The following is a 22,132-nucleotide window of genomic DNA, read 5'->3' as shown; positions in this document are numbered from 1 at the left end:
CGCCTGGTCTTTTCAGTAGGCCACGGTGAAGCGCTGGCGATGATGACGGGGCTGCTCGGCCTCGTCGAGCATGGCTACCGCCAGGTCTTCCAGGGAAATCCGGCTCTCGCCCTTGGCGTCGAACAGAACCTGGTCGCCGCCGAGGCGGAACTTGCCGCTGCGCTGGCCGGGTTCGAGGAGCATCGCCGGGCTGAGGAACACCCAGTCCAGTCGTTGCTCGCCGCGCAGTTGGTCGAGGGCGTCGGCGGCGCCGAGGGCGCCCTGCTTCCACTGCTCGGGGAATTCCGGGCTGTCCACCAGGCGCTGGCCGGGGGCGATCTCCAGGCTCCCGGCGCCGCCGAGAACCAGCAGGCGCGGCACGCCGGAGCGTTTCACGCCGTCGAGAATGGCCTGGCTGCCGGCGGTGTGGCGGGCGCGGAGGTCGGCGCTACCCCAGCCGCCGTTGAAAGCGCTGATGACCACTTCGTGGCCTGCCACGGCGCTGGCCACCTGGGCCGGGTCGCTGACGTCCGCCTGCACTACGCAGAGGCCGTCGCGCGCCGCCAGCTTGCTCGGGTCGCGGACCAGGGCGGTCACCGCGTGGCCGCGTTGCAGGGCTTCGTTGAGGAAATAGTGGCCGACGTGGCCGGTGGCGCCGATCAGGGCGATTTTCATGCTGCACCTTCCGTTCGAGAAATGCCGCAGAGCGGCGTCGATCAGCATCATCCGCCCTGCGCTCGCCGGGATAAACCGCTGCGCGGGGGATGCACTCGTTAGCCCAGCTTAATAATCAGACCTCCTCGCTGTCGCTCATCAGGGTCAGGCTGCGGGCCACGGCGAGGGCGATGAACAGGACCCCGATCACTCCTTCGCTGCCGGCCAGCAGGCGCGCCAGCGGGTTGATCGCCTGGATGTCGCCGTAGCCCACGGTGGTCAGGGTCACCAGGCTGTAGTAGACGAAGGTATCCAGGCCGAGTGCGCCATGGCTGGCGATGAAGCTGGCCGGCTGCATCTGTTCGACCATGTAGTAGGCGAGAGCGAAGGCCAGCGCCATCTGCAGGTAGAGTGCGCAGAGTCCGTAGAGCAGCTCGTGGGTCACCGGGCGCTCCTGGGTGACGCGGCGGAACAGCGCGGCGAACAGGGTCAGGTACAGCAGGATCAGGCTCAGCCCGCGCAGCAGGCCGGGCGGCAGGCTGGAGTAGGGACTGCTGAAGTCCGCAGTGGTGTACAGGGCCAGGCTGAACAGGCCGAAGAAGGCCGTCAGGTAGACCAGCGGACTGCGTCTGCGCAAGGTGTTCATCCCGGCCAGCACCAGCAGCAGGAGGCTGCCGAGCACCCGTGGCTTGGTGCTCGACGGCAGGCCGAGGATCGCCGTGAACAGCACGGTGGAAAAGAACAGCAGGCGGAAACGGTAACGCAGCAGCAGGGCGTTCAAGGCGGGCTCCTCGCATCGTCGAATCGACCAGCCTGGGCGCGGACCCGCCTGCCTGTCTATTGGCCTTGGGTCGGATCGAACAATTTCTGCACCACGGAAAAGTCCCGCTCCGCATAGCCCTGCTTCAGCAGCAGACGGTACAGGCTCAGCGCCAGGCTGCCCATCGGCGTGCTGCTGGCGCTGGCCTGGGCGGCTTCCTGGGCCAGCCCGAGGTCCTTGGCCATCAACTGGGCCATGAAGCCGCCGCTGTAGTCGCGCGACGCCGGAGCGTTCTCCATAACCCCCGGCCAGGGGTTGTAGACTTCCAGCGCCCAGTTGCCACCGGAGCTGCGGCGCATGATCTCGGCCAGCACCTTCGCGTCGAGGCCGTTGGCCACGCCCAGGGCCATGGCTTCTGCGGTACCGATCATCAGCACCGCGAGGAGCTGGTTGTTGCACACCTTGGCGACCTGGCCGGCGCCGTCGGGGCCGGCATGGAAGATGTTGCGACCCATGGCCTCGAACAGCGGCCGGGCCTTCTCCAGGGCTTCGGCGTCGCCGCCGACCATGAAGGTCAGGGTGCCGGCTGCCGCGCCGGCAGTGCCGCCGGACACCGGCGCGTCGAGCATCGCCAGGCCGCGCTCGCGGGCGGCGGCGTGGACCTTGCGCGCCGAGGTCGGGGCGATGGTCGAGCATTCCAGCACCAGGGTGCCGGGGGCGATGTGCGCGAGCAGGCCATCGTCGTCGAGGTACAGGCCTTCGACGTGCTGGCTGGCCGGCAGCATGCTGATGACCACGTCGGCGCCCTGCACCGCGTCGCGGGCGCTGCGGGCGGCGCTGGCGCCGGCGGCGACCAGGCCGTCGACGGCGCTCTGCACCAGGTCGAAGACGTTCAGCAGGTAGCCGGCCTTGAGCAGGTTGGTGGCCATCGGCGCGCCCATGTGGCCGAGGCCGATGAAGGCGATCTGTTTCATGGAGCTCCTCCTGTGGCGGCCGCGAGGCCTCTTGGGGATGCTGTGAAACAGCTTAGACGCTATGGACGTGGCGGGCCCGCGCCCTCCTTCGGCAGAGGGCGGCGCGGCGGATCAAAGCCCCGCCAGCGGATGCTCGCCCTCCCAGGTCGGCTCGAAGTGCGCCTCGATCACCGCCTGCGGGATCGATTCCACCTGCGGCCAATGCCAGTTCGGTGCGTTGTCGCGATCGATCAGCCTTGCGCGTACCCCCTCGGCGAAGTCCGGATGGCGCGTGCAGTTCAGGCTCATGGCGTATTCCAGGCGGAACACCTCGGCCAGCGACAGGTAGCGCGCACGCTCGATCTGCTGCCAGACCAGATGCGCGGTCATCGGGCAGCCCTCGGCCAGGGTCTTCGCGCCACGCGCAAGCAGCGGGTCGGCGTCGTCGCGCAGCGCCACCAGCGCCTGCCAGGCGCTCGCCAGGTCCGGCTGGTCGAGCAGTGCGTCCAGGCGCGGCCGGCGCGGGAGCAACTGGGCCTCCGGCAGTTCGCCGCGGGCCTCGTGTTCGAGGGCGCGAAGCAGGCTGTGAAGTTGCACCTGGGGCGACTCGTTCCAGTTCATCTGCACCAGGCCGGCGAGCAGGGCGTCCTGCTGGTCGTCGAGAAGGAAGCGGTCGGCCAGGTCGAGGTCGAGAGCGTCGCGGGCGTTCATCTGCGCCGCGCTCAGGCCGAGGAACAGGCCGAGCCTGCCGGGCAGGCGGGCGAGGAACCAGCTGGCGCCGACGTCTGGGTACAGGCCGATGCCGATCTCCGGCATCGCCAGGCGGCTGGACGGGGTGACGATGCGAATCCCGGCACCCTGCATCAGCCCCATGCCGCCGCCCATCACATAGCCGTGGGCCCAGCAGATGAAGGGTTTCGGGTAGGTATGGATGCGGTAGTCGAGGCGGTATTCATCGGCGAAGAAGCGTCGCGCCAGGGCCGGTACCTCGCCGGGTTGCTCACGGCAGGCGTCCACCAGCTTGCGCACGTCGCCGCCGGCGCAAAAGGCCTTGGCGCCGTTGCCGCGCAACAGCACGCAGGCGATGCCGGCGTCCTCGGCCCAGGCGTCGAGTTTCGCCGCCAGGGCCTCGATCATCGGCAGGGACAGGGCGTTCAGACTCTTTTCCGCATCCAGGGTGGCAATGCCGATGCGGAAGCCATGCAGGCTCGGGCGTTCTTCGAAAAGCACGTTCATGTCGGGGCTCTCGGCTCGGGCGGGCTGTGGCGCAGCCCGCCGGGTTCGATGGGAAGGCTCAGCAGTTGCGCCACTTGGGATCGCGCTTCTCGAGGAAGGCGTTGACCCCTTCGCGGGTGTCCTGGGCGTCGAACAGATCGACGAAGCGCTCGCGCTCCTCCGGCAGCCAGGTGTTCGGCGCGCGTTCGCGGGCACCCTGGATCAGCGGCTTGATGGTGCGGATCGCCACCGGGCTCTGGCGTGCCACCTTGGCCGCCAGCAGCAGGGCGGCGCCGCGCGCCTCGCCGCTGTCCACCACCTGTTCGACCAGGCCGATGCGCAGGGCGGTTTCCGCATCCACCCGCTCGTTGCAGAGGATCATCCGCTTGGCCCAGCCTTCGCCCACCAGCCAGGGCAGCGCCTGGGTCCCGCCGGCGCAGGGCAGCAGGCCCACCGCGGCCTCCGGCAGGGCCATCTGCGCCTGGCGCTCGGCGATGCGGATGTCGCAGGCGAGGGCGCACTCCAGCCCGCCGCCCATGGCGTAGCCGTTGATCGCCGCGATCGACACCCCGCGGAAATCGCGCAGCGCCTCGAAGGCTTCGCCGAAGCGGCGGGCCATCTCGCGAGCGCGGGCCTTGTCGCCGTCGGCGAACATGTTCAGGTCGGCGCCGGCGGAGAAGAACTTCGGCCCCTGGCCGGTCACTACCAGGGCGTAGATATCGTCGTCGCGGTTGAGGTGCTCGATCAGTTGGCGGAGGCCGATCAGCGAGTCGCGGTCCCAGGTGTTGGCCGGCGGGTGGTTGATGGTGATCAGCGCGGTGTGCCCGTGCTTTTCCACGGTGAGCTTGTGGGTCAGGTCGAAGGAGGAAGCCTTGTAGGGTTCGACGGCAGTGTTCATGAAGTCCCTCACTGGATCATGGGCCGGGGCGTCCCGGCACTATCGGATGCGATGGTTCGCGGCGTTCACAGCAGGCGATCGAGCATGCCACCCTGCTCCAGCAGGCGGCGGGCGACGATCACCCGCATGATTTCGTTGGTGCCTTCGAGGATCTGGTGCACGCGGGTGTCGCGTACCCAGCGCTCCAGCGGATAATCGTTGAGATAGCCGTAGCCGCCGTGCAGTTGCAAGGCCTCGTTGCAGACATCGAAGCAGCGGTCGGTGGCGAAGCGCTTGGCCATTGCGCAGTACAGGGTCGCCTCGGCGTCGCCGCGGTCCAGCCGATGGGCGCCGAGGCGGACCATCTGGCGGCTGGCGGTGAGTTCGGTGAGCATGTCGGCGAGCTTGAACTGCAAGGCCTGGAAGGTCGCCAGCGGCTTGCCGAACTGCTCGCGCTCCTCGACGTAGCGCATCGACTGCTCCAGCGCCGCCTGGGCGGCGCCCAGGGAACAACTGGCGATGTTCAGGCGGCCGCCGTCGAGGCCTTTCATGGCATAGACGAAGCCCTGGCCCTCCGGGCCGATGCGGTTGCCGGCGGGGATGCGCACGCCTTCGAAGGTGATGGTGCGGGTCGGCTGCGCGCGCCAGCCCATCTTGTCCTCGTTGCGGCCGTAGCGGATGCCGGGCGCGTCGGCCGGCACCAGGAAGCAGGAGATGCCCCTGGCGCCGTCCTCGCCGGTGCGCGCCATGACGATCAGCACCTGGGTGCTGCCGGCGCCGGAAATGAAGCACTTGCTGCCGTCCAGCACGTATTCGTCGCCCTCGCGGCGGGCGCGGGTGCGCAGGCGCGCGGCGTCGGAGCCGGCATCGGGCTCGGTGAGGCAATAGGAGGCGAGCGACTCGCCGCCGATCAGGCCGGGCAGCCAGGCCTCCTTCAGCGCCGCGTCGCCGAACGAGGCGAGCATCCAGGCGGCCATGTTGTGGATGCTGATGTAGGCGGTAGTGGCCACGCAGCCGGCGGCCAGTTGCTCGAAGATCAGCGAAGTGGACAGCCGCGACAGGCCCAGGCCGCCGTCTTCCTCGGCGATGTACAGGCCGAGGTAGCCCTGTTCGGCGGCGGCGCGGATGACTTCCACCGGGAAGTGATGGTCGCGGTCCCAGTCGGCCGCCTTCGGCGCCAGTTCGTGGCGGGCGAAGGCGCGGGCGCTCTCCACCAGCAGGCGTTGTTCTTCGGTGAGGTCGAAATCCATAGGTCCTCGGGTCACTTGAGATGGATGGTCATGTTCGGGCCGGCCGACGATTCGTCGGTCGTCGGTTCATCGTCGAACCAGCGGCTGGTGACGGTCTTGGTCTCGGTATAGAAGCGCACCGCCTGCTTGCCGTAGGCGTGCAGGTCGCCGTAGAAGGAACCCTTCCAGCCGGTGAAGGAGAAGAACGGCAGCGGTACCGGGATCGGCACGTTGATCCCCACCTGGCCGACCTGCACCGCGTGCTGGTAGCGCCGAGCGGCGCCGCCGGAGCGGGTGAACAGGCTGGTGCCGTTGCCATAGGGATTGGCGTTGACCAGGGCAATCGCCTCTTCCAGGGTATCGACCTCCAGGCAAGCCAGCACCGGGCCGAAGATTTCCTCGCGGTACAGGCCCATCTTCGGCGTCACTGCGCGGAACAGGGTGGGACCGAGCCAGTTGCCGTTGGGATAGCCTTCGACCTGGCACTGCGAGCCGTCGAGCAGGCACTCGGCGCCTTCCGCCTTGCCTTCGGCGATCAGGCGCAGCACGCGCTGGCGCGCCTGCGGGCTGATCAGCGGACCATAGGCGGCGTCCGGGTCCTGCCAGTGGCCGGGGCGCAGGGCGGCCATCCGCTCGGCCAGTTCGGGAATCCACTCGCGCGCCGCGCCGACGAACACCGCCGCGCTGATCGCCATGCAGCGCTGGCCGACGGCGCCGCAACTGGCGCCGACCAGGTTGCCGAGAACCTGGGCCTTGTTCGCGTCGGGGAGGATCACCATGTGGTTCTTCGCCCCGGCGAAGGCCTGCACCCGCTTCAGGTGCGCGGTGCCGGTGCGGTACACGTGCTGGCCGACGGCGACCGAGCCGACGAAGGAAATCGCCCGGATGTCCGGGTGGGTGAGGAGGGCATCGACCTGCTCGCGGCCGCCATGAATCACCTGCAGCACGCCCTTCGGCGCGCCGGCCTCGAGGAACAGCTCGGCGAGGCGGTTGGGTGTCAGCGGATCCTGTTCGGAGGGCTTGAGGACGAAGGTGTTGCCGCAGGCGATGGCCAGCGGGAACATCCACAGCGGGATCATCGCCGGGAAATTGAACGGGGTGATCCCGGCGCACACGCCGAGGGGCTGGATCCAACTGGCGGTGTCGATCTCGCGGGCGACGTTTTCCACCGTCTCGCCCATCATCAGGCTGGCCACGTTGGCGGCGTGTTCGACCACCTCGATGCCGCGCCACACGTCGCCCTTGGCATCGGCGAGGTTCTTGCCGGTCTCCCGGGCCAGCAGTTCGCCGAGTTCGTCGTGGTGTTCCTTGAGCAGGTGCTGGTAGCGCAGCATCAACCGCGCTCGCTCGGGAGCCGGGACTTCGCGCCAGGTCTCGAAGGCGCGCTGGGCGCTGGCGATGGCCTGCTCGATCTCGTCGGCGGTGGCCTTCGGCGCCAGCGCGAGGACGTCCTGGGTCGCCGGATCGGTGACTTCGACCAGCTCGCGGGAACGGCTGCCGCGCCATTCGCCGTCGATCAGCTGGGGGATTGCCTTGGCCATCGTCGCCTCCGCTTCCCGGTGGACCGGGATGTTGTTTTGAGTCGTTATAGCCGGCCGCAAGCCGCCTGTGGATTGACGATCTTGCGCAAGGGATGGACGATCTTGGGATTCAGACTACCGAGTCGCGTCGCCGTGAAGCGTTCCGTACAGACCTCCGCCTGGCCCCTGCCCAACCAGGGGGTGCGTTTCATCACGCCGCCCCGCCTGCGTCGCGCCCTGGCCCGCCATCCGCTCGGCCAGGCCTGCTACCCGCTGGCCCTCGGTTACTATCCGGAGGCGCATGGCCACCACATGCAGCGGCGCGCGCCGGACGACAACCTGTTGATCTACTGCCGGGCCGGACGCGGCTGGCTGGAGTGTGCCGGCGAGCGCGTCGAGGTCGGCGGCGGCGACCTGCTGGTCCTGCCCAAGGGCCGGGAACATGCCTACGGCGCCGACTCGCAGCGGCCCTGGAGCATCTACTGGGTACATTTCGAAGGCGGACTGGCGGAGGATTTCCTGCGTCCGCTGGGCAGCGCCCCGCGCCTGCGCCTGGGCATGCAGCCGCGCCTGCTGGCGGAGTTCGATGCGCTGCTGGCGCTGCGTCGCCAGGGCCTCAGCCTGCCGCACTTCATCCATGCCGCGCACCTGTTGCAGGGCCTGCTCACCTCGCTGGCGGTGCGTCCGGCGCGGGCCAGCCTGAAATCCGGACGGGTGCTGGACATCGACGCGGTGCAGGCGCTGATGCGCGCGCACCTGCACGACAGCCTCAACCTCGACGAGCTGGCGGCGCAGTTCAAGCTGTCGCGCTTCCATTTCGCCAAGACCTATCGCGCCCTGACCGGCCAGGCGCCGATCCAGGATTTCATCCAGATGAAGATGGCCCATGCCTGCCGCCTGCTCGACGAGGGCGCGCTGGAGGTGCGGCAGATCGCCGAGCAGCTCGGCTACGCCGATCCCTATTATTTCTCGCGGCTGTTCCGCAAGGTGGTGGGCATGGCGCCCAGTCACTACCGGGCGCTGCACCAGGGCTAGTGCTCCGGGCATAATGCTGCATCCTGCCCGTGGGCCGAGACCGACAAGGATCGTCGATGCGCAAACCCCTATCGCTCTACCACCCCTGGCTCTACTGGCTGCGGGTCTGGCAACGACGTCTCTGGCGGCACTGCCGCTGGCGTCTTGGCGGCCGTCGCTACGTGCGGTTGCCATCGGTCGACGAGCGGCTGCCGTACCGCTACATCAAGCACACCTCGAAGTTGATCCGCCGCCTCGGCGACAGCGACCTCGCCCTGCAACGCAACAAGGTGGTCAACCTGCGCCTGGCGGTGGACTGCATGAACGGCGTGAGCATCGGCCCCGGCGAGTACTTCTCGTTCTGCCGGCTGGTCGGTCGGCCCAGCGCCCGGCGTGGCTTCGTCGAAGGTATGGAGTTGTCCTTCGGCGAGGCGCGCAGCGGAATCGGCGGCGGCATCTGCCAACTGAGCAACCTGATCCACTGGATGGCCCTGCATTCCCCGCTGCGCGTGGTGGAGCGGGCCAACCACAGCTTCGACCCGTTTCCCGACGAGGGACGGATCCTGCCGTTCGGCTCGGGCGCGGCGATCTTCTACAACTTCATCGACCTGGTGCTGCACAATCCGACGGCGGATACCTTCCAGCTGCGCTTCCATATCGCCGCCCACCAACTGGAAGGCGAACTGCTGTGCAGCGCGCCGCGCCCTGTGCGCTACCACGTCTACGAGAGGGCCCAGCGCTTTGTCCGCGACGGCGATGCGGTGCTGAGGCTCAACGAGATCTGGCGCGACATCCGGGAAAAGGGCCAGGCCGGCACCCTGCTGGCCAGCGAGTGCCTGTACCGCAACCGGGTGCGCGTGAAGTATCCGGTGGAAGAGGCCCGCCTGTCCCGAGATTGACAAGCGCGGCGGGCTTTTCTACGGTTCCGCGGCCACAGGCTGTCGGCGACCTTCTGAAAAAGGCCGGACGACTTTTTCAGTACCGAGACAGGGGGTTCCATGACCGATAACGACGACCGCATCAAGCTCGAGGCGAGCTGGAAGGAAGCGCTGCGCGAGGAATTCGACAAGCCCTACATGAAGCAACTGGGCGAGTTCCTGCGCCAGGAGAAAGCCGCCGGCAAGGTGATCTTCCCGCCCGGGCCGTTGATCTTCAACGCGCTGAACACCACGCCGCTGGAGAACGTCAAGGTGGTGATCATCGGCCAGGATCCCTACCACGGACCAGGCCAGGCCCACGGCCTGTGCTTCTCGGTGCAGCCCGGCGTGCCGACGCCGCCGTCCTTGCAGAACATCTACAAGGAACTCAACCGCGACCTGAACATCCCGATTCCCAACAACGGCTACCTGCAGCGCTGGGCGGAGCAGGGCGTGCTGTTGCTCAATACCTCCCTGACCGTCGAGCAGGCCAAGGCCGGCTCCCACGCCAATGCCGGCTGGCAGCCGTTCACCGACCGCGTCATCGAGGTGGTCAACGAGCGTTGCGAGCGCCTGGTGTTCCTGCTCTGGGGCAGCCACGCGCAGAGCAAGCAGAAGCTGATCGACCCGCAGCGCCACCTGATTCTCAAGTCGGCGCACCCGTCGCCGTTGTCGGCCTACCGCGGTTTCCTCGGCAACGGCCACTTCAGCCGCACCAACAAGTTCCTCGAGCAGAACGGCAAGACGCCTATCGACTGGTCGCTGCCGGACCTCTGAAGGCCGCTGTCGCCCAGCTCTTCACATGGTGGGCGCCGCTGTGTGCCTCTGACCGCGCCCGGAAAAAAAAGCCCGCACGAGGCGGGCTGGAAAACGCCACACATCCAGTGTGGCGGCGTGGCTCGATCAGCCGGCGCGCTTCCTCCAGTAGCGGAAGCACGGCTCGGCGAGGAACAGCACCAGCAATAGCCTCAGTACCTGCAAGGCGGTGACCAGCGGCACCGAGAGCTGCAAGGCTTCGGCGGTCAGGCTCAGCTCGGCGATGCCGCCGGGCATCATGCCGAGCATCAGCGACTGGTGGTCGAGGGTGGTCAGCCAGCCGAGCAACTCGGCGGCGAGCGCCGCGGCGAACATCATCCACAGCGTGCAGACCAGGGTACGACTGACGAAGGCTGGAGCGCTGCGGAAGAAACTGCGGTTGAAATGGCAACCCAGGGCGCTGCCGATCAGCCATTGGCCGACGCCGCTGGAACCGGCCGGCAGGCCGATATGCAGGTCGAAGCCGAGGCTGACGCCGGCCGCCAGCAACAGCGGGCCGAGCAGCCAGGGATTGGGTTGGCGCAACTTCTGCCAGCCCAGCGCGACCAGCGCCCCGGCCGGGAACAGCAGGGCCAGCCAGTGCCAGTCCACCGGCGCGGCCTGGTGCGGGCCTGGCTGGCCGCCGCCGAGCAGGTACTGGAACGCCGCCGGCACCAGCAGCACTACCAGCAACAGGCGCAGGCTCTGCGCTGCAGCGACGCGGCTGAGCACCGCGCCGTGGCGCTGCCCGAGGTTGACCATCTCGCTGGCACCACCGGGCATGCTGGCGAAGAACGCGGTGGCGCGGTCCTCGCCGCTGCGGCGCATGAAGGCGATCGCCAGCACGCTGGAAAGCGTGGTGGCCACGGCGCCGAAGACGATGATCACGCTATGCGCCAGCACTTGCTCGATCACTGCCGGGGTGAAGTGCAGGCCGATGCCGATGCCGACGATCCATTGCCCGCACTTGCGTGCCCCCGGCACTTCGGCCAGCGGCAGGTCGGCCAGGCAACGCACCAGCATCACCGCAAGCAGCGAGCCGATCATCCACGGCAGCGGCCAGCCGACCAGGCTTGCCAGCCAGCCGCCAAGGGCGCCCACCAGCGGCGTCGCCCAGTACAGCCTCCAGGTGACGCGCTCAGGCATCGGCCAGCCCTGTCGCGCGACGGGCCACGCGGCGGCGCCAGGCGCGGACCAGCGGCAACAGCAGCATTACCACCACCAGCGCCCAGGTCACCAGGCTGATCGGGCTCGACCAGAGGATGCCCAGTTCACCGTTGGAGATCGACAGCGCGCGGCGCAGGTTCTGCTCCATCAGTCCACCGAGGATGAAGCCCAGCAGCAGCGGCGAGAGCGGGAAGTCGAGCTTGCGCAGGATATAGCCGATCACGCCGATGCCGACCATCAGGAACAGGTCGAAGGTGGTCGCATGCACGCCGTACACGCCGATCCCGGTGATGATCGCGATGGCCGGCACCAGGGCCCAGTTCGGCACCGCGAGGATGCGGGTGAATACGCGGACCATCGGCACGTTGAGGATGATCAGCATGACGTTGGCGATGAACAGCGAGGCGATCAGGCCCCAGACGATGTCCGGTTGCTGCTGGAACAGCAGCGGGCCGGGAGTGATGTTGTACAGGGTCAGGGCGCCGATCATCACCGCAGTGGTACCCGAGCCGGGCACGCCGAGGGTCAGCATCGGCACCATGGCGCCGCAGGCGGAGGCGCCGATGGCGGTCTCGGGAGCGGCCAGGCCGCGCATGTCGCCCTTGCCGAACTCGCCCTTGGCACCGGCCAGCTTCTTCTCGGTCATATAGGCCACCGCGCTTGCCAGGGTCGCGCCGGCGCCGGGCAGTACGCCCATGACGAAACCGAGCAGACCGCAGCGCAGGTTGACCAGGAATACGCTGGCGGCCTCCTTGAAGTTGAACAGCATGCGTCCGGTGGCTTTCACCGCCTCCTGGCCGTGGTGGGTCTTCTCCAGCAGCAGGAGGATCTCGCTGACCGAGAACAGGCCCAGCACCAGGACCACGAACTGGATGCCGTCGGCGAGGTGGATGCTGTCCCCGGTGAAGCGGTACACGCCGCTGTTGGCGTCGATCCCGACGCTCGACAGGAACAGCCCGAGCAGCGCCGCCAGCAGGGTCTTCAGCGGGCGGTCGCCGGCCATCCCGCCGAGGCAGACGATGGCGAACACCATCAGCACGAAATATTCCGCCGGACCGAAGGCGATCGCCCACTTGGCCAGCAGCGGGGCGAACAGGACCATCCCGCAGGTGGCGATGAAAGCGCCAATGAACGAACTCCAGGCCGACAGCGACAGGGCCACGCCGGCCAGGCCCTTGCGTGCCATCGGGTAGCCGTCGAGGGTGGTCATCACGGTCGAGGCTTCGCCGGGGATGTTGAGCAGGATCGAGCTGATCCGCCCGCCGTATTCGCAGCCCAGGTATACGGCGGCGAGCAGGATCAGCGCGGTTTCCGGCGGCAGGCCGAGGGCGAAGGCCACCGGGATCAGCAGTGCCACGCCGTTGATCGGACCGAGGCCTGGCAGCAGGCCTACGATGGTGCCGATCAGGGTGCCGATCAGCGCGGTGATCAGGTTGGTCGGCGTCATCGCGACGCCGAAGCCCTGGCCGAGGTAGTTCAAGGTTTCCATCACGAAGTCCTCACAGCGGCAGGAAGTCGAGAACGCCCAGCGGCAGCGGGACGTCCAGGGCGCGGTCGAACAGCCAGTAGAGGCCGATCCCGAGCAGGCTCGCGGTGACCACCGCAGGGATTGGCCGGGCGCCGTAGAGAATGGCCATGCAGGAGCCGACCAGGGCGGCGCTGAGGATGAAGCCGAGCGTTTCGAACAGGCCGGCGAACACCAGCAGCAGGGCGATGCAGGCGAGCACCTTGAGCAGCACGGCGCCGCCCAGCGGTTGTTCGTCCTCGGCGTGGCGGATCGGCGTCGGCCGCGCGATCAGCCACGCCAGGCCGGCGCCCATCAGTGCCAGGCAGAGCAGCGGGTAGGCGCGCGGGCCGACCGGTTCGTAGGAAAACGGCGCCTGGTAACGCCAGCCGGCGACCGCCAGGCCGACGCAGGCGAGCAGCCAGAGCCCGGCGAACAGGCGCTGGTACAGGTTGGAACGGGTCATGGGACGATCCTCGTGGCGCGGCCGGGGTCCGGCCGCGCGCGGGCTGGCTTACTGGATCAGGCCGAAGTCCTTGGCCAGTTGCTTGTACTGCTGGACCTGCTGCTTCACGTAGCCGTCGAGTTCCTCGCCGGTCATGGCGAAGGGGAACAGCTCGCGCTGGTCGCGCAGCTTGGCGAAGTCCTCGGAGGCCAGCAGTTGGTCGAAGGCGTTCTTCCACCAGGCGTAGTCTTCGTCGCTGACCTTCGGCCCGAGGTAGAACCCGCGAACCACCGGCCAGACGATGTCGTAGCCCTGTTCCTTGGCGGTGGGGATGTTGGCCATCGCCGCCTCCGGCAGGCGTTCTTCGGAGAACACCGCGAGCAGGCGCATGTCGCCGCTGAGGATGTGCGGCATGGAGTCGGAAATGTCGGTGCTGCCGACCTGGATGTGCCCGCCGAGCAGCGCGGTGGCGATCTCGCCGCCGCCTTCCAGGGCCACGTAGCGCAGGTCGCGCGGATTGATCCCGGCGGCCTTGGCGATCAGCGCGGTCTGCATCCAGTCCTGGCTGCCGACGGTGCCGCCGGAGCCGATCACCACCTTGCTCGGGTCGGCCTTGAGCGCCTTCACCAGGTCGTCGAGGCCCTTGTAGGGCGAGTCGGTGCGCACCGCGATGGCGCCGTAGCTGGTGCCGATGGCGGCCAGCCATTTCACCGCGTTCTCGTCGAAGCGGCCGAACTTGCCCTGGGCCAGGTTCAGCAGCGAGCCGCTGGAGAAGGCGGTGATGGTGCCGGCGTCGCCCGGGCGTTGGGCGACCACCGCGTTATAGGCGACCGCGCCGACGCCGCCGGGCATGTAGGTGACGCGCATCGGCTTGCTCAGCAGCTTGGCCTCGACCAGGGCGCTCTGGGCCAGCTTGCAGGTGAGGTCGAAACCGCCGCCGGGGGACGCCGGGGCGATGCATTCGGGACGCTTGGGTTCGGCCACGGCGGCGCCGGCCAGCAGCAGGCCGGCGGCAACCAAGGCGAGGGGACGAAAAGACAGTTTCATCATCATCGGTGCTCCTGTGGAGTTCTTGTTCTGGCTTACCAGATCGGCAGGGTATAGCTGACGATCAGGCGGTTCTCATCGATGTCGCGGGTGAAATTGGAACGGAAGGTCGCGTTGCGCCAGCGGATTCCGAGGTTCTTCAGCGCGCCGCTCTGGAACACGTACTGCAGTTCGGTGTTGCGTTCCCATTCGCGGCCTTCGCCGCTCTGCCCGGCGAGTTCGACATTGTCGCCCTTGACGTAGCGGGTCATGAAGGTCAGGCCGGGAATGCCGAGGCCGACGAAGTCGTAGTCGTAGCGCAGTTGCCAGGAACGCTCCTTGGGGCCGGCGAAGTCGTTGACCTGGACGAAGTTGACCAGGTACGGGTTGCTGCCTTCCAGGTAGGGGAAGGCGTCGTCGCCGTTCATTCGCTGCCAGGCCGCACCGAAGGCATGGTTGCCAAGGCTGTAGGTGAACATGCCGTTGAGCGACTTGTTGTCGATGCCGCCGGCCTTGGCCGAGCCGCTGTCGGTGCTGCGGGCGAAGCGCAGGTCGCTGGTCAGTTCGCCGGGACCGATCGGCCAGCTGTGCAGCAGGCCGACGAAGTGCTGGCGGTAGACGTCCTGCAGGTTGCTGTAGTGATAGCTGGCGGTGAGTTGGTCGGTGAGCTTGTAGTCCAGTCCGCCGAGGTCGAAGTGATCGGCGCTGACCCCGGCGAAGCGGCCGTTCTTGTCGTTCAGCGCGAGGTCCTCGGAGTCGCTGGAGTCGCGGATCTTGGTCTTTTCCAGGCGCCCGGCGGTGAAGCCGAGGTCCTTGATCTCCTTCGAGGTGAGCAGCGCGCCTTCGAATATCTGCGGGAAGATCCGCCCGTTGTTCGGTTGTACCGATGGCAGCTTCGGAATCAGCGTGCCGACCTTCAGCTCGCTCTGCGAGACCTTGACCTTGGCGGTCAGGCCCAGTTTCGAGTAGGTGTCCGGCGCGCGGCCGTCGGAATCCTTCGGCAGCAGTCCGGTACCGCTGCGGCCGCGGCCGGAGTCGAGCTTGACGCCGAGCATGCCCATGGCGTCGAGGCCGAAGCCGACGGTGCCCTGGGTGTAGCCGGACTGCAGGTTGAGGATGAAGCCTTGCGCCCACTCCTCGCGCTTGGACTGGCCGGGGCCGTCGCGGAAGTCGCGGTTCATGTAGAAGTTGCGGGTTTCCAGGCTGGCCTTGCTGTCTTCGAGGAAGCCGGCGGCGTTGCCCAGGGGCGCGATGCCGGCGAGCACGACGGCGGTGGTGGTCAGGGTGGTGCTGCGGGACGAACGTACAGACCTTGCGGCCTGCGGCAGGGAAGTCGACATGCAGTGGTCTCCGATTCTTGTTCTTGTACGCCGAGCACCACGCTGCAGGGCGTTTTGGCGGACGATCTGCGCCGTCCATCGACTGATCCTAAGACGCCAAGCTTTCGCCAGGCTTTCAGCAATCCCCGGTGGCAGAGAAGCCATTTACCGGAGGGTTTTCCCCGGTACACTTCGCCTCTTGTGCCCTCATCCGGTGGTGGAGAACCGTCCATGCGCATCCTTCTGGTGGAAGATCATCCGCAGCTCGCCGAAAGCGTGGTCCAGGCGCTCAAGGGCGCCGGCTGGACGGTAGACCTGCTGCAGGACGGGGTGGCCGCCGACCTGGCCCTGGCCAGCGAGGAGTACGCCCTGGCGATCCTCGACGTCGGCCTGCCGCGGATGGACGGCTTCGAGGTGCTGGCGCGCCTGCGCGGGCGCGGCAAGACCCTGCCGGTGCTGATGCTGACTGCGCGCGGCGAGGTGAAGGACCGGGTGCACGGCCTCAATCTCGGCGCCGACGACTACCTGGCAAAGCCTTTCGAACTGTCCGAGCTGGAGGCGCGGGTCAAGGCCCTGCTGCGCCGCAGCGTGCTCGGTGGCGAACAGTTGCAGCGCTGCGGCGCCCTGGTCTACGACCTCGGCACCCGGCGCTTCAGCCTCGACGAGCAGCCGCTGACCCTGACCTCGCGGGAACAGGCGGTGCTGGAAGCGATGATCGCCCGTCCGGGGCGGGTGATGAGCAAGGAGCAACTGGCCGCCCAGGTCTTCGGCCTGGACGAGGAGGCCAGCGCCGACGCCATCGAGATCTACGTTCACCGCCTGCGCAAGAAGCTGGAAGGCGGCGCCGTGCGCATCGTCACCTTCCGCGGCCTCGGCTACCTGCTGGAGGCGCAGGGTGACTGATGCCGGCAGCCTGCGCGGAAGGCTGCTGCTGTGGCTGGCCCTGCTCCTGCTGCTGGTGCTCCTGGCGAGCGGCCTGAGCGCCTACTGGAACGGTCGCGAGGTGGCCGACACCGCCTACGACCGGACCTTGCTGGCCTCGGCGCGGGCGATCGCCGACGGGCTCTACGAGAAGGACGGCACCCTGCGCGCCGACGTCCCCTACGTGGCACTGGATACCTTCGCCTACGACAGCGCCGGGCGGATCTTCTACCAGGTCAACGACATCCACGGACGGATGATCTCCGGCTACGAGAATCTTCCGGCGGCACCCGCCGATACCCTGCGCACCGACGACTACCCGGCCCTGGCCAAGTTCTACGACGGCGTCTACCAGGGCGTCGACGTACGCGTGGTGAGCCTGCTGCAACCGGTCAGCGAACCGAGCATGAGCGGCATGGCGGAGATCCGCGTGGCGGAGACCGAAGGCGCCCGCGAGCGCATGGCGCGCAGCCTGATGACCGATACCCTGCTGCGCCTGGGCGTCCTCGGCGTCGGCGCGCTGGTGCTGGTGTGGCTGGCGGTGAGCGCCGCGCTGCGTCCGCTGGATCGCCTGCGCCGCGAGGTGGAAGAGCGCCAGCCGGACGACCTGCGGCCGTTGCCGATGCTAGAGGTCCAGCATGAATTGCGGCCGCTGGTGGAGTCGCTGAACCACTTCACCCAGCGCCTGCGCAGCCTGTTCGAGCGGCAGTCGCAGTTCATCGCCGATGCCGCCCACGAGTTGCGCACGCCGCTGGCGGCGCTCAAGGCGCGCCTGGAACTGGGCCTGCGCGAGCAGGAGCCGGAAGCCTGGCGTTCGACCCTGGAGACCACGGCGAAGAACACCGACCGCCTGATCCACCTGGCCAACCAGCTGCTTTCCCTGGCGCGCATCGAAAGCGGCGCCCAGGCCATTGCCGAGGGTGGCGCCGAGCGTATCGACCTGACCGCCCTGGCCCGGGAACTGGGCCTGGCGCTGGCGCCGCTGGCCTATGCGCGGGGAGCCTCGCTGGCGCTGGAAAGCGCCGGGCCGGTGTGGATCCAGGGTGAACCGACGCTGCTCAACGAATTGCTCAGCAACCTGCTGGACAACGCGCTGGCGCACACCCCGCAGGGCGGCAACGTGATCCTCAGGGTGCTGGAGGGGGGCGTGCTGGAAGTGGAAGACGATGGTCCGGGAATTCCCGCCGCCGACCGCGAGCGGGTCTTCCAGCGCTTCTACCGGCGCGGCGACAGCCCCGGCAGCGGCCTGGGGCTGGCGATCGTCGGCGAGGTCTGCCGGGCGCACCGGGCGCAGATCCAGCTCGACCAGGGCGAACTGGGCGGCTTGCTGGTGCGGGTGCGCTTCCCGGCGGAGTAGGGCGGGGTCTATTGCAGCATGCTGGTGGCGGCTTCCAGGGCGCTGGAGAGGTCTTCGTCTTCCTTCATGTCGACGGTCGGCTCGAGGCCGAGCTTGGCGAACGCCGGGATCTGGCTCCAGTCCAGGCGGGTATAGGGATGCTCGCTGCCAAGGTAGCTCTGCAGGGTGGCGACCTGGACCAGGTCGGTATAGTCCGCGCGCGGCGAGTTGCGGGCGAAGTCCAGGTGCTGGCGCGGGACCTCGGCGATCGGCGCGGGGAAATCCCAGGCCTTGAGAATGCGCTCGCCGATCAGCGGATGGATGCGCTCGATCACATGGCTCAGGCTGATGGAGTCCGACAGCAGCTCGTTGTGATCCTCGGCGTAGGTGAGGATCGGCAGCACGCCGATCTGGTGCACCAGTCCGGCCAGGGTCGCCTGGTCCGGCGCCAGGCGGGTGTAGTGACGGGCCAGCACGTGGCAGATGCCGGCGATCTCGGTGCTCTTGTTCCAGACTTCGCGCATCTTGCGGTCGACCACGTCGGTGGTGGCCTGGAACATCTGCTCCATGGCCAGGCCGGTGGCCAGGTTGCAGGTGTAGTTGATGCCCAGCCGGCTGATCGCCATCTGCAGGTCGGTGATTTCCTTCGGGCTGCGCAGCAGCGGACTGTTCACCACGCGGATGATGCGCGCGGTCAGCGCCGCGTCGTTGCCGATCACCTTGCTCAGGGCCTGGATGCTGACATCCGGGTCTTCCGCCGCCTCACGGACCTGCAGGGCCACCTCGGGCAGGGTCGGCAGCACCAGTTCATCCTGATCGATGGCGCGGATCAGGTCCTGTTGGACTTTGTCGGCAAGCTTGCTCATGGCATTTCCTTTGAAAACGCAATGGCCGGAGCACGCTCTACGTGCACCGGCCATGGGAATACTGGCGGGCCGTCCGCGGACGGCGAGGCACAGTTTACGGTCAGCGCTGGATTTCGCGGTCGCTGTCCAGCGTGTAAGGCAGATTGAGGAGGACGAGCGGCGCTCCTTCGGCGCTTCCGAGGCTGATCCGGCCGTCGGCGACGGCGTCGTCCTGCAGCACGGCGAGCAATTCCACGCTGTTCTCCGGCGTACGGGCGGCCAGTACCACTTCGCCGACGCTGGTGGAATGGACTGGCGAGAACAGCCCGGTGCCGGGCGCCGGCACCTCGTCTGCGTCCAGCGCCAGGCGATACAGGCGGCGCTTGAGGCGGCCGAGATACTGCATGCGGGCGACGATTTCCTGGCCGGTATAGCAGCCCTTCTTGAAGCTGACCCCGCCGACCGCCTGCAGGTTGATCATCTGTGGGATGAACAGCTCGCGGGTAGCGCCGAACACCTGGCCGATGCCTGCGCGCACCTGGCCGAGCAGCCAATCGTCGAGCGGCGCCTCGCGGCTGTGCTCGCGGAGCGTGGCAAGCACCGCCTCGGCGCGCTGCGCCGGAACCCATAGCTCGACGCGGCCGTCGCCCAGGGCGACGGCGAGCAGGTCGCCGTGGCGGGCGATCCTGCCGCTCTCCGCCGGGGTGTCTATCCCCAGGGCGCGCAGTGCCTCGCTGGCGTCGCGCAAGCCTATGCGGAGCCAGGCTGCGCTCTCGTCGGTAAGGCTGGCCTTGGAGAATACGGCGTATTTCTTCAGGTCCGCCAACTGGGCCTCGAGCAGCTCGCCGGCCATCGCCAGCAGCAGGCCGTCGCCCTCGGGCAGGATGCGGAAGCTCGATAGCAGGCGGCCCTTGATGTTGCAGCGGCCGCCGAGGCTGGAGGTCTCGTCGTTGAGGTAGGCGAGGTTGCAGGTCAGCTGGCCCTGGAGGAACTTGGCGGCGTCAGGGCCGCGGACGGCGAGGATGCCTTCATGGACTAGCGGGGTGTGGAAAGCGGGGTCGGCCATTGCGATGCTGCGCGGTCAGTCAGTCAGGACCGTCATCATAGAACTCGGTCCGAGGCTTGTCAGCGGGCAAGAATGCCTGGCGCATCCGCCTTGGCGGTTGTCGGACACTTCCGAGGCCGCCGTCGGCATGGGCCTGCGTCCCGCGCGGATACCCTTGGTTTTCCGGGCAATACGACCAAGGGCGGACGCCGGCGGAGCGACGCCTCGTCATCGGGCCGCGCCATTCGAGCGCAACCGCCCTATAATGCCGGGCGTTTTCGAGGAGCCCGAACATGGCAGATGAAACCGAACTGAAACGACTCTACTGGCACAGCCGTCGCGGCATGCTGGAACTGGATGTGCTGCTGGTGCCTTTCGTGCAGGAGGTTTACCCGGGCCTGGACGCCGAGGACCAGGCGCGCTTCCGCAAGCTGCTGGAGTGCGAGGACCAGGACATGTTCGGTTGGTTCATGCAGCGCGGCGAGCCGGAAGACGCCGACCTGCGGCGGATGGTGCGGATGATCCTGGACCGTGTCCAGCCGGATTGAGCCGTTCGAATGCCGCTGGCGGGTCTCTCCGATCCTGCTGGCGGCGAGCCTGGCACTGTGGGCCCTGGCGCTGCTGTCGATCCTGCTGGCGGCGCTGCCGGTCTGGCTGAAGCCGCCGCTTGCGCTGGTCTGCCTGGCCTACGGTGCCTGGGGGCTGTACCGCCAGGTACTGCTGCGCGGCTCGCGGGCCTTCCGCGGCTTGCGCCATGACGAGCGGGGCTGGCAGCTGTGGAGCGCCGGAAGCGGCTGGCAAGCGGTGCAATTGCGCCCTGACAGCCTGGCGTTGCCCTGGCTGATCGTACTGCGCGTGCGCCTGCCGGGCCGCTGGCGCATCCTCGGCTGCTGTATCCCGGCCGATGCATTGGGCGCCGACAGCCATCGGCGCCTGCGTGTCCGCCTGCGCTTCAGTCGCCGTAGATGGGCGGCACCAGGATAGTGTCGCGGGCTTCGGGCAGCAGGTCCGGATAATCCAGCGTGTAGTGCAGGCCCCGGCTTTCGCGGCGCTGCATGGCCGAGCGGATGATCAGTTCGGCGACCAGTGCCAGGTTGCGCAACTCGATCAGGTCGCGGCTGACCTTGTAGTTGCTGTAGAACTCGTCGATCTCGCTGAGCAGCAGGCGTACCCGGTGCTGGGCGCGCTGCAGGCGCTTGTTGGTGCGCACGATACCGACGTAGTCCCACATGAAACGCCGCAGTTCGTCCCAGTTGTGCGCGATGATCACGTCCTCGTCGGAGTCGGTGACCTGGCTGGCGTCCCAGCTCGGCAGGCTTTCCGGCACGGGCGTGCCGGGCAGGCGCTGGAGCATGTCGGCGGCGGCAGAGCGGGCATAGACGAAGCATTCCAGCAGCGAATTGCTGGCCATGCGGTTGGCGCCGTGCAGGCCGGTGAAGGTGGTTTCGCCGATGGCGTAGAGGCCCGGCACGTCGGTATGCCCGTGCTGGTCGACGAGCACGCCGCCGCAGGTATAGTGAGCGGCCGGCACTACCGGGATCGGTTGCTGGGTAATGTCGATGCCGAAGTCCAGGCAGCGCTCGTAGACGGTGGGGAAGTGCGCCTTGATGAACTCGGCCGGCTTGTGGCTGATGTCCAGGTAGACACAGTCGATCCCCAGACGCTTCATTTCATGGTCGATGGCGCGGGCCACGATGTCCCGGGGCGCCAGTTCGCCACGCGGGTCGAAGCGCGGCATGAAACGCTCGCCATTGGGCAGGCGGAGCAGGGCGCCTTCGCCGCGCAATGCCTCGGTGATGAGGAAACTCTTGGCCTGCGGGTGGTACAGGCAGGTCGGGTGGAACTGGTTGAACTCCAGGTTGCCGACCCGGCAGCCGGCGCGCCAGGCCATGGCGATGCCGTCGCCGGAGTTGCCGTCGGGATTGCTGGTATAAAGGTAGACCTTGCTCGCGCCACCGGAGGCCAGCACGCTGAAGCGGGCACGGAAGGTATCGACTTCGCCGCTTTCCCGATTCAGCACGTAGGCGCCCAGGCAGCGCTTGCTCGGCAGGCCTAGCTTGCGCTCGGTGATCAGGTCGACCGCCACCCGCTGCGACAGCAACTCGATGTTCGGTCGCCGCCGGGCCTGGGCCAGCAAGGTATTGAAGATCGCGGCGCCGGTGGCGTCGGCGGCATGGATGATGCGCCGGTGGCTGTGCCCGCCTTCGCGGGTCAGGTGGTATTCGAAGCTGCCTTCCTCGTGGTTGTGCTGCTCGTCGCGGGTGAAGGGCACCCCCTGTTCGATCAGCCACTGGATCGCTTCGCGGCTATGCTCCACGGTGAAGCGCACCGCATCCTCGCGGCACAGGCCGCCACCGGCGACCAGGGTGTCCTCGACGTGGGATTCCACGGTGTCGGTATCGTCCAGCACGGCGGCCACGCCGCCCTGGGCCCAGTAGGTCGAGCCCTGCGACAGTTCGCCCTTGCTGAGGACGGCGATGCGCAGGTGTTCCGGAAGGGTCAAGGCCAGACTCAGGCCGGCGGCGCCGCTGCCGATGACCAGTACATCGTGTTGATAATGTTGGCTCATGCCCGCATTTCCCCGTGGTGGAGCCCTAGTATATAGAAGGGC

General features: G+C 67.9%; 22 protein-coding genes. 7 read left to right on the top strand and 15 right to left on the bottom strand.

Annotated features, from left to right (window positions below; all coding sequences use genetic code 11):
• Positions 1–12 precede the first annotated feature (12 nt).
• The 7 genes from ACI766_RS22540 to ACI766_RS22510 form a co-directional block, all read right to left on the bottom strand.
• Complete coding sequence (locus ACI766_RS22540) at positions 13–654, bottom strand: NAD(P)-dependent oxidoreductase (RefSeq protein WP_031689765.1); 642 nt, start codon at positions 652–654, stop codon at positions 13–15.
• 115 nt (positions 655–769) lie between these two features.
• Positions 770–1,414, bottom strand: coding sequence for a potassium channel family protein (locus tag ACI766_RS22535; RefSeq protein ID WP_003085490.1), 645 nt, complete (start codon positions 1,412–1,414; stop codon positions 770–772).
• A 56-nt stretch (positions 1,415–1,470) separates the two neighbouring features.
• Entirely contained in the window at positions 1,471–2,367 is an 897-nt protein-coding gene (gene mmsB / locus ACI766_RS22530) for a 3-hydroxyisobutyrate dehydrogenase (RefSeq protein ID WP_003454697.1), read from the bottom strand.
• Positions 2,368–2,478: 111 nt separating this feature from the next.
• Complete coding sequence (locus ACI766_RS22525) at positions 2,479–3,582, bottom strand: enoyl-CoA hydratase/isomerase family protein (protein ID WP_003114169.1); 1,104 nt, start codon at positions 3,580–3,582, stop codon at positions 2,479–2,481.
• A gap of 58 nt (positions 3,583–3,640) precedes the next feature.
• A complete protein-coding gene (locus ACI766_RS22520) occupies positions 3,641–4,459 on the bottom strand; it encodes an enoyl-CoA hydratase (RefSeq protein ID WP_003085498.1) in 819 nt (272 codons plus the stop codon).
• Between the two features lie 65 nt (positions 4,460–4,524).
• Positions 4,525–5,688, bottom strand: coding sequence for an isobutyryl-CoA dehydrogenase (locus ACI766_RS22515; RefSeq protein WP_003085499.1), 1,164 nt, complete (start codon positions 5,686–5,688; stop codon positions 4,525–4,527).
• An 11-nt stretch (positions 5,689–5,699) separates the two neighbouring features.
• On the bottom strand, positions 5,700–7,208 hold the full coding sequence (locus ACI766_RS22510) for a CoA-acylating methylmalonate-semialdehyde dehydrogenase (protein ID WP_031689764.1): 1,509 nt from the start codon (positions 7,206–7,208) through the stop codon (positions 5,700–5,702).
• A gap of 132 nt (positions 7,209–7,340) precedes the next feature.
• On the opposite strand from ACI766_RS22510, the gene ACI766_RS22505 reads away from it, so the two are divergent.
• The 3 genes from ACI766_RS22505 to ung all read left to right on the top strand — a co-directional run bounded on the left by ACI766_RS22505 (position 7,341) and on the right by ung (position 9,895).
• A complete protein-coding gene (locus tag ACI766_RS22505; RefSeq protein WP_003106441.1) occupies positions 7,341–8,222 on the top strand; it encodes an AraC family transcriptional regulator in 882 nt (293 codons plus the stop codon).
• A 56-nt stretch (positions 8,223–8,278) separates the two neighbouring features.
• Complete coding sequence (locus ACI766_RS22500; RefSeq protein ID WP_003114171.1) at positions 8,279–9,100, top strand: VanW family protein; 822 nt, start codon at positions 8,279–8,281, stop codon at positions 9,098–9,100.
• Between the two features lie 99 nt (positions 9,101–9,199).
• Positions 9,200–9,895: a uracil-DNA glycosylase gene (gene ung / locus ACI766_RS22495; RefSeq protein ID WP_003106436.1), complete on the top strand. Its 696-nt coding sequence runs from the start codon at positions 9,200–9,202 to the stop codon at positions 9,893–9,895.
• A 126-nt stretch (positions 9,896–10,021) separates the two neighbouring features.
• Here ung and ACI766_RS22490 read toward each other — a convergent pair whose 3' ends face one another.
• The 5 genes from ACI766_RS22490 to ACI766_RS22470 are packed head-to-tail and all read right to left on the bottom strand — an operon-like array spanning position 10,022 to position 15,395.
• Positions 10,022–11,059 carry an AbrB family transcriptional regulator gene (locus ACI766_RS22490; RefSeq protein ID WP_003114172.1) on the bottom strand — a complete coding sequence of 346 codons (1,038 nt, stop codon included), beginning with the start codon at positions 11,057–11,059 and terminating at the stop codon, positions 10,022–10,024.
• The gene (locus tag ACI766_RS22485) at positions 11,052–12,569 is read right to left on the bottom strand and encodes a tripartite tricarboxylate transporter permease (protein ID WP_003116509.1); all 1,518 of its coding nucleotides are present in this window, start codon (positions 12,567–12,569) and stop codon (positions 11,052–11,054) included. The genes ACI766_RS22490 and ACI766_RS22485 overlap by 8 nt, the downstream gene beginning before the upstream one ends.
• A 10-nt stretch (positions 12,570–12,579) precedes the next feature.
• Positions 12,580–13,050: a tripartite tricarboxylate transporter TctB family protein gene (locus ACI766_RS22480; protein WP_003101933.1), complete on the bottom strand. Its 471-nt coding sequence runs from the start codon at positions 13,048–13,050 to the stop codon at positions 12,580–12,582.
• A gap of 48 nt (positions 13,051–13,098) precedes the next feature.
• Entirely contained in the window at positions 13,099–14,082 is a 984-nt protein-coding gene (locus tag ACI766_RS22475; RefSeq protein WP_004348207.1) for a tripartite tricarboxylate transporter substrate binding protein, read from the bottom strand.
• 29 nt (positions 14,083–14,111) lie between these two features.
• The gene (locus tag ACI766_RS22470) at positions 14,112–15,395 is read right to left on the bottom strand and encodes an OprD family porin (protein WP_003114177.1); all 1,284 of its coding nucleotides are present in this window, start codon (positions 15,393–15,395) and stop codon (positions 14,112–14,114) included.
• A gap of 210 nt (positions 15,396–15,605) precedes the next feature.
• On the opposite strand from ACI766_RS22470, the gene ACI766_RS22465 reads away from it, so the two are divergent.
• Together ACI766_RS22465 and ACI766_RS22460 are read left to right on the top strand one after the other, a co-directional pair.
• A complete protein-coding gene (locus tag ACI766_RS22465) occupies positions 15,606–16,277 on the top strand; it encodes a response regulator (RefSeq protein ID WP_003085524.1) in 672 nt (223 codons plus the stop codon).
• A complete protein-coding gene (locus tag ACI766_RS22460; RefSeq protein WP_003101943.1) occupies positions 16,270–17,652 on the top strand; it encodes a sensor histidine kinase in 1,383 nt (460 codons plus the stop codon). The genes ACI766_RS22465 and ACI766_RS22460 overlap by 8 nt, the downstream gene beginning before the upstream one ends.
• 8 nt (positions 17,653–17,660) lie before the next feature.
• On the opposite strand, the gene ACI766_RS22455 is transcribed toward ACI766_RS22460, so the two are convergent.
• Together ACI766_RS22455 and ACI766_RS22450 are read right to left on the bottom strand one after the other, a co-directional pair.
• Entirely contained in the window at positions 17,661–18,497 is an 837-nt protein-coding gene (locus ACI766_RS22455) for an HDOD domain-containing protein (protein WP_003114179.1), read from the bottom strand.
• A 100-nt stretch (positions 18,498–18,597) separates the two neighbouring features.
• Entirely contained in the window at positions 18,598–19,542 is a 945-nt protein-coding gene (locus ACI766_RS22450; RefSeq protein WP_019396903.1) for a YgfZ/GcvT domain-containing protein, read from the bottom strand.
• A 272-nt stretch (positions 19,543–19,814) separates the two neighbouring features.
• Here ACI766_RS22450 and ACI766_RS22445 point away from each other — a divergent pair, with 272 nt between their 5' ends.
• Complete coding sequence (locus tag ACI766_RS22445; RefSeq protein ID WP_003085532.1) at positions 19,815–20,069, top strand: succinate dehydrogenase assembly factor 2; 255 nt, start codon at positions 19,815–19,817, stop codon at positions 20,067–20,069.
• Positions 20,053–20,505 carry a protein YgfX gene (locus ACI766_RS22440; protein WP_003454678.1) on the top strand — a complete coding sequence of 151 codons (453 nt, stop codon included), beginning with the start codon at positions 20,053–20,055 and terminating at the stop codon, positions 20,503–20,505. The genes ACI766_RS22445 and ACI766_RS22440 overlap by 17 nt, the downstream gene beginning before the upstream one ends.
• On the opposite strand, the gene nadB is transcribed toward ACI766_RS22440, so the two are convergent.
• The gene (nadB, locus tag ACI766_RS22435; protein ID WP_003114182.1) at positions 20,474–22,090 is read right to left on the bottom strand and encodes an L-aspartate oxidase; all 1,617 of its coding nucleotides are present in this window, start codon (positions 22,088–22,090) and stop codon (positions 20,474–20,476) included. The genes ACI766_RS22440 and nadB overlap by 32 nt on opposite strands.
• Between the last annotated feature and the right edge of the window lie 42 nt (positions 22,091–22,132).

This window comes from Pseudomonas sp. DL, assembly GCF_047199225.1.
Taxonomy (GTDB): Bacteria; Pseudomonadota; Gammaproteobacteria; order Pseudomonadales; family Pseudomonadaceae; genus Pseudomonas; species Pseudomonas aeruginosa.
Note: the sequence above shows the minus strand (reverse complement) of the source record. Positions and strands in the feature narration are given on the sequence as shown.

Coding starts and splice junctions, on each gene's coding strand:
- ACI766_RS22540 (WP_031689765.1), bottom strand. CDS start 654: ATGAAAATCGCCCTGATCGGCGCCACCGGCCACGTCGGCCACTATTTC.
- mmsB (WP_003454697.1), bottom strand. CDS start 2,367: ATGAAACAGATCGCCTTCATCGGCCTCGGCCACATGGGCGCGCCGATG.
- ACI766_RS22525 (WP_003114169.1), bottom strand. CDS start 3,582: ATGAACGTGCTTTTCGAAGAACGCCCGAGCCTGCATGGCTTCCGCATC.
- ACI766_RS22520 (WP_003085498.1), bottom strand. CDS start 4,459: ATGAACACTGCCGTCGAACCCTACAAGGCTTCCTCCTTCGACCTGACC.
- ACI766_RS22515 (WP_003085499.1), bottom strand. CDS start 5,688: ATGGATTTCGACCTCACCGAAGAACAACGCCTGCTGGTGGAGAGCGCC.
- ACI766_RS22510 (WP_031689764.1), bottom strand. CDS start 7,208: ATGGCCAAGGCAATCCCCCAGCTGATCGACGGCGAATGGCGCGGCAGC.
- ACI766_RS22500 (WP_003114171.1), top strand. CDS start 8,279: ATGCGCAAACCCCTATCGCTCTACCACCCCTGGCTCTACTGGCTGCGG.
- ung (WP_003106436.1), top strand. CDS start 9,200: ATGACCGATAACGACGACCGCATCAAGCTCGAGGCGAGCTGGAAGGAA.
- ACI766_RS22490 (WP_003114172.1), bottom strand. CDS start 11,059: ATGCCTGAGCGCGTCACCTGGAGGCTGTACTGGGCGACGCCGCTGGTG.
- ACI766_RS22485 (WP_003116509.1), bottom strand. CDS start 12,569: ATGGAAACCTTGAACTACCTCGGCCAGGGCTTCGGCGTCGCGATGACG.
- ACI766_RS22480 (WP_003101933.1), bottom strand. CDS start 13,050: ATGACCCGTTCCAACCTGTACCAGCGCCTGTTCGCCGGGCTCTGGCTG.
- ACI766_RS22475 (WP_004348207.1), bottom strand. CDS start 14,082: ATGATGATGAAACTGTCTTTTCGTCCCCTCGCCTTGGTTGCCGCCGGC.
- ACI766_RS22470 (WP_003114177.1), bottom strand. CDS start 15,395: ATGTCGACTTCCCTGCCGCAGGCCGCAAGGTCTGTACGTTCGTCCCGC.
- ACI766_RS22465 (WP_003085524.1), top strand. CDS start 15,606: ATGCGCATCCTTCTGGTGGAAGATCATCCGCAGCTCGCCGAAAGCGTG.
- ACI766_RS22455 (WP_003114179.1), bottom strand. CDS start 18,497: ATGAGCAAGCTTGCCGACAAAGTCCAACAGGACCTGATCCGCGCCATC.
- ACI766_RS22450 (WP_019396903.1), bottom strand. CDS start 19,542: ATGGCCGACCCCGCTTTCCACACCCCGCTAGTCCATGAAGGCATCCTC.
- ACI766_RS22445 (WP_003085532.1), top strand. CDS start 19,815: ATGGCAGATGAAACCGAACTGAAACGACTCTACTGGCACAGCCGTCGC.
- nadB (WP_003114182.1), bottom strand. CDS start 22,090: ATGAGCCAACATTATCAACACGATGTACTGGTCATCGGCAGCGGCGCC.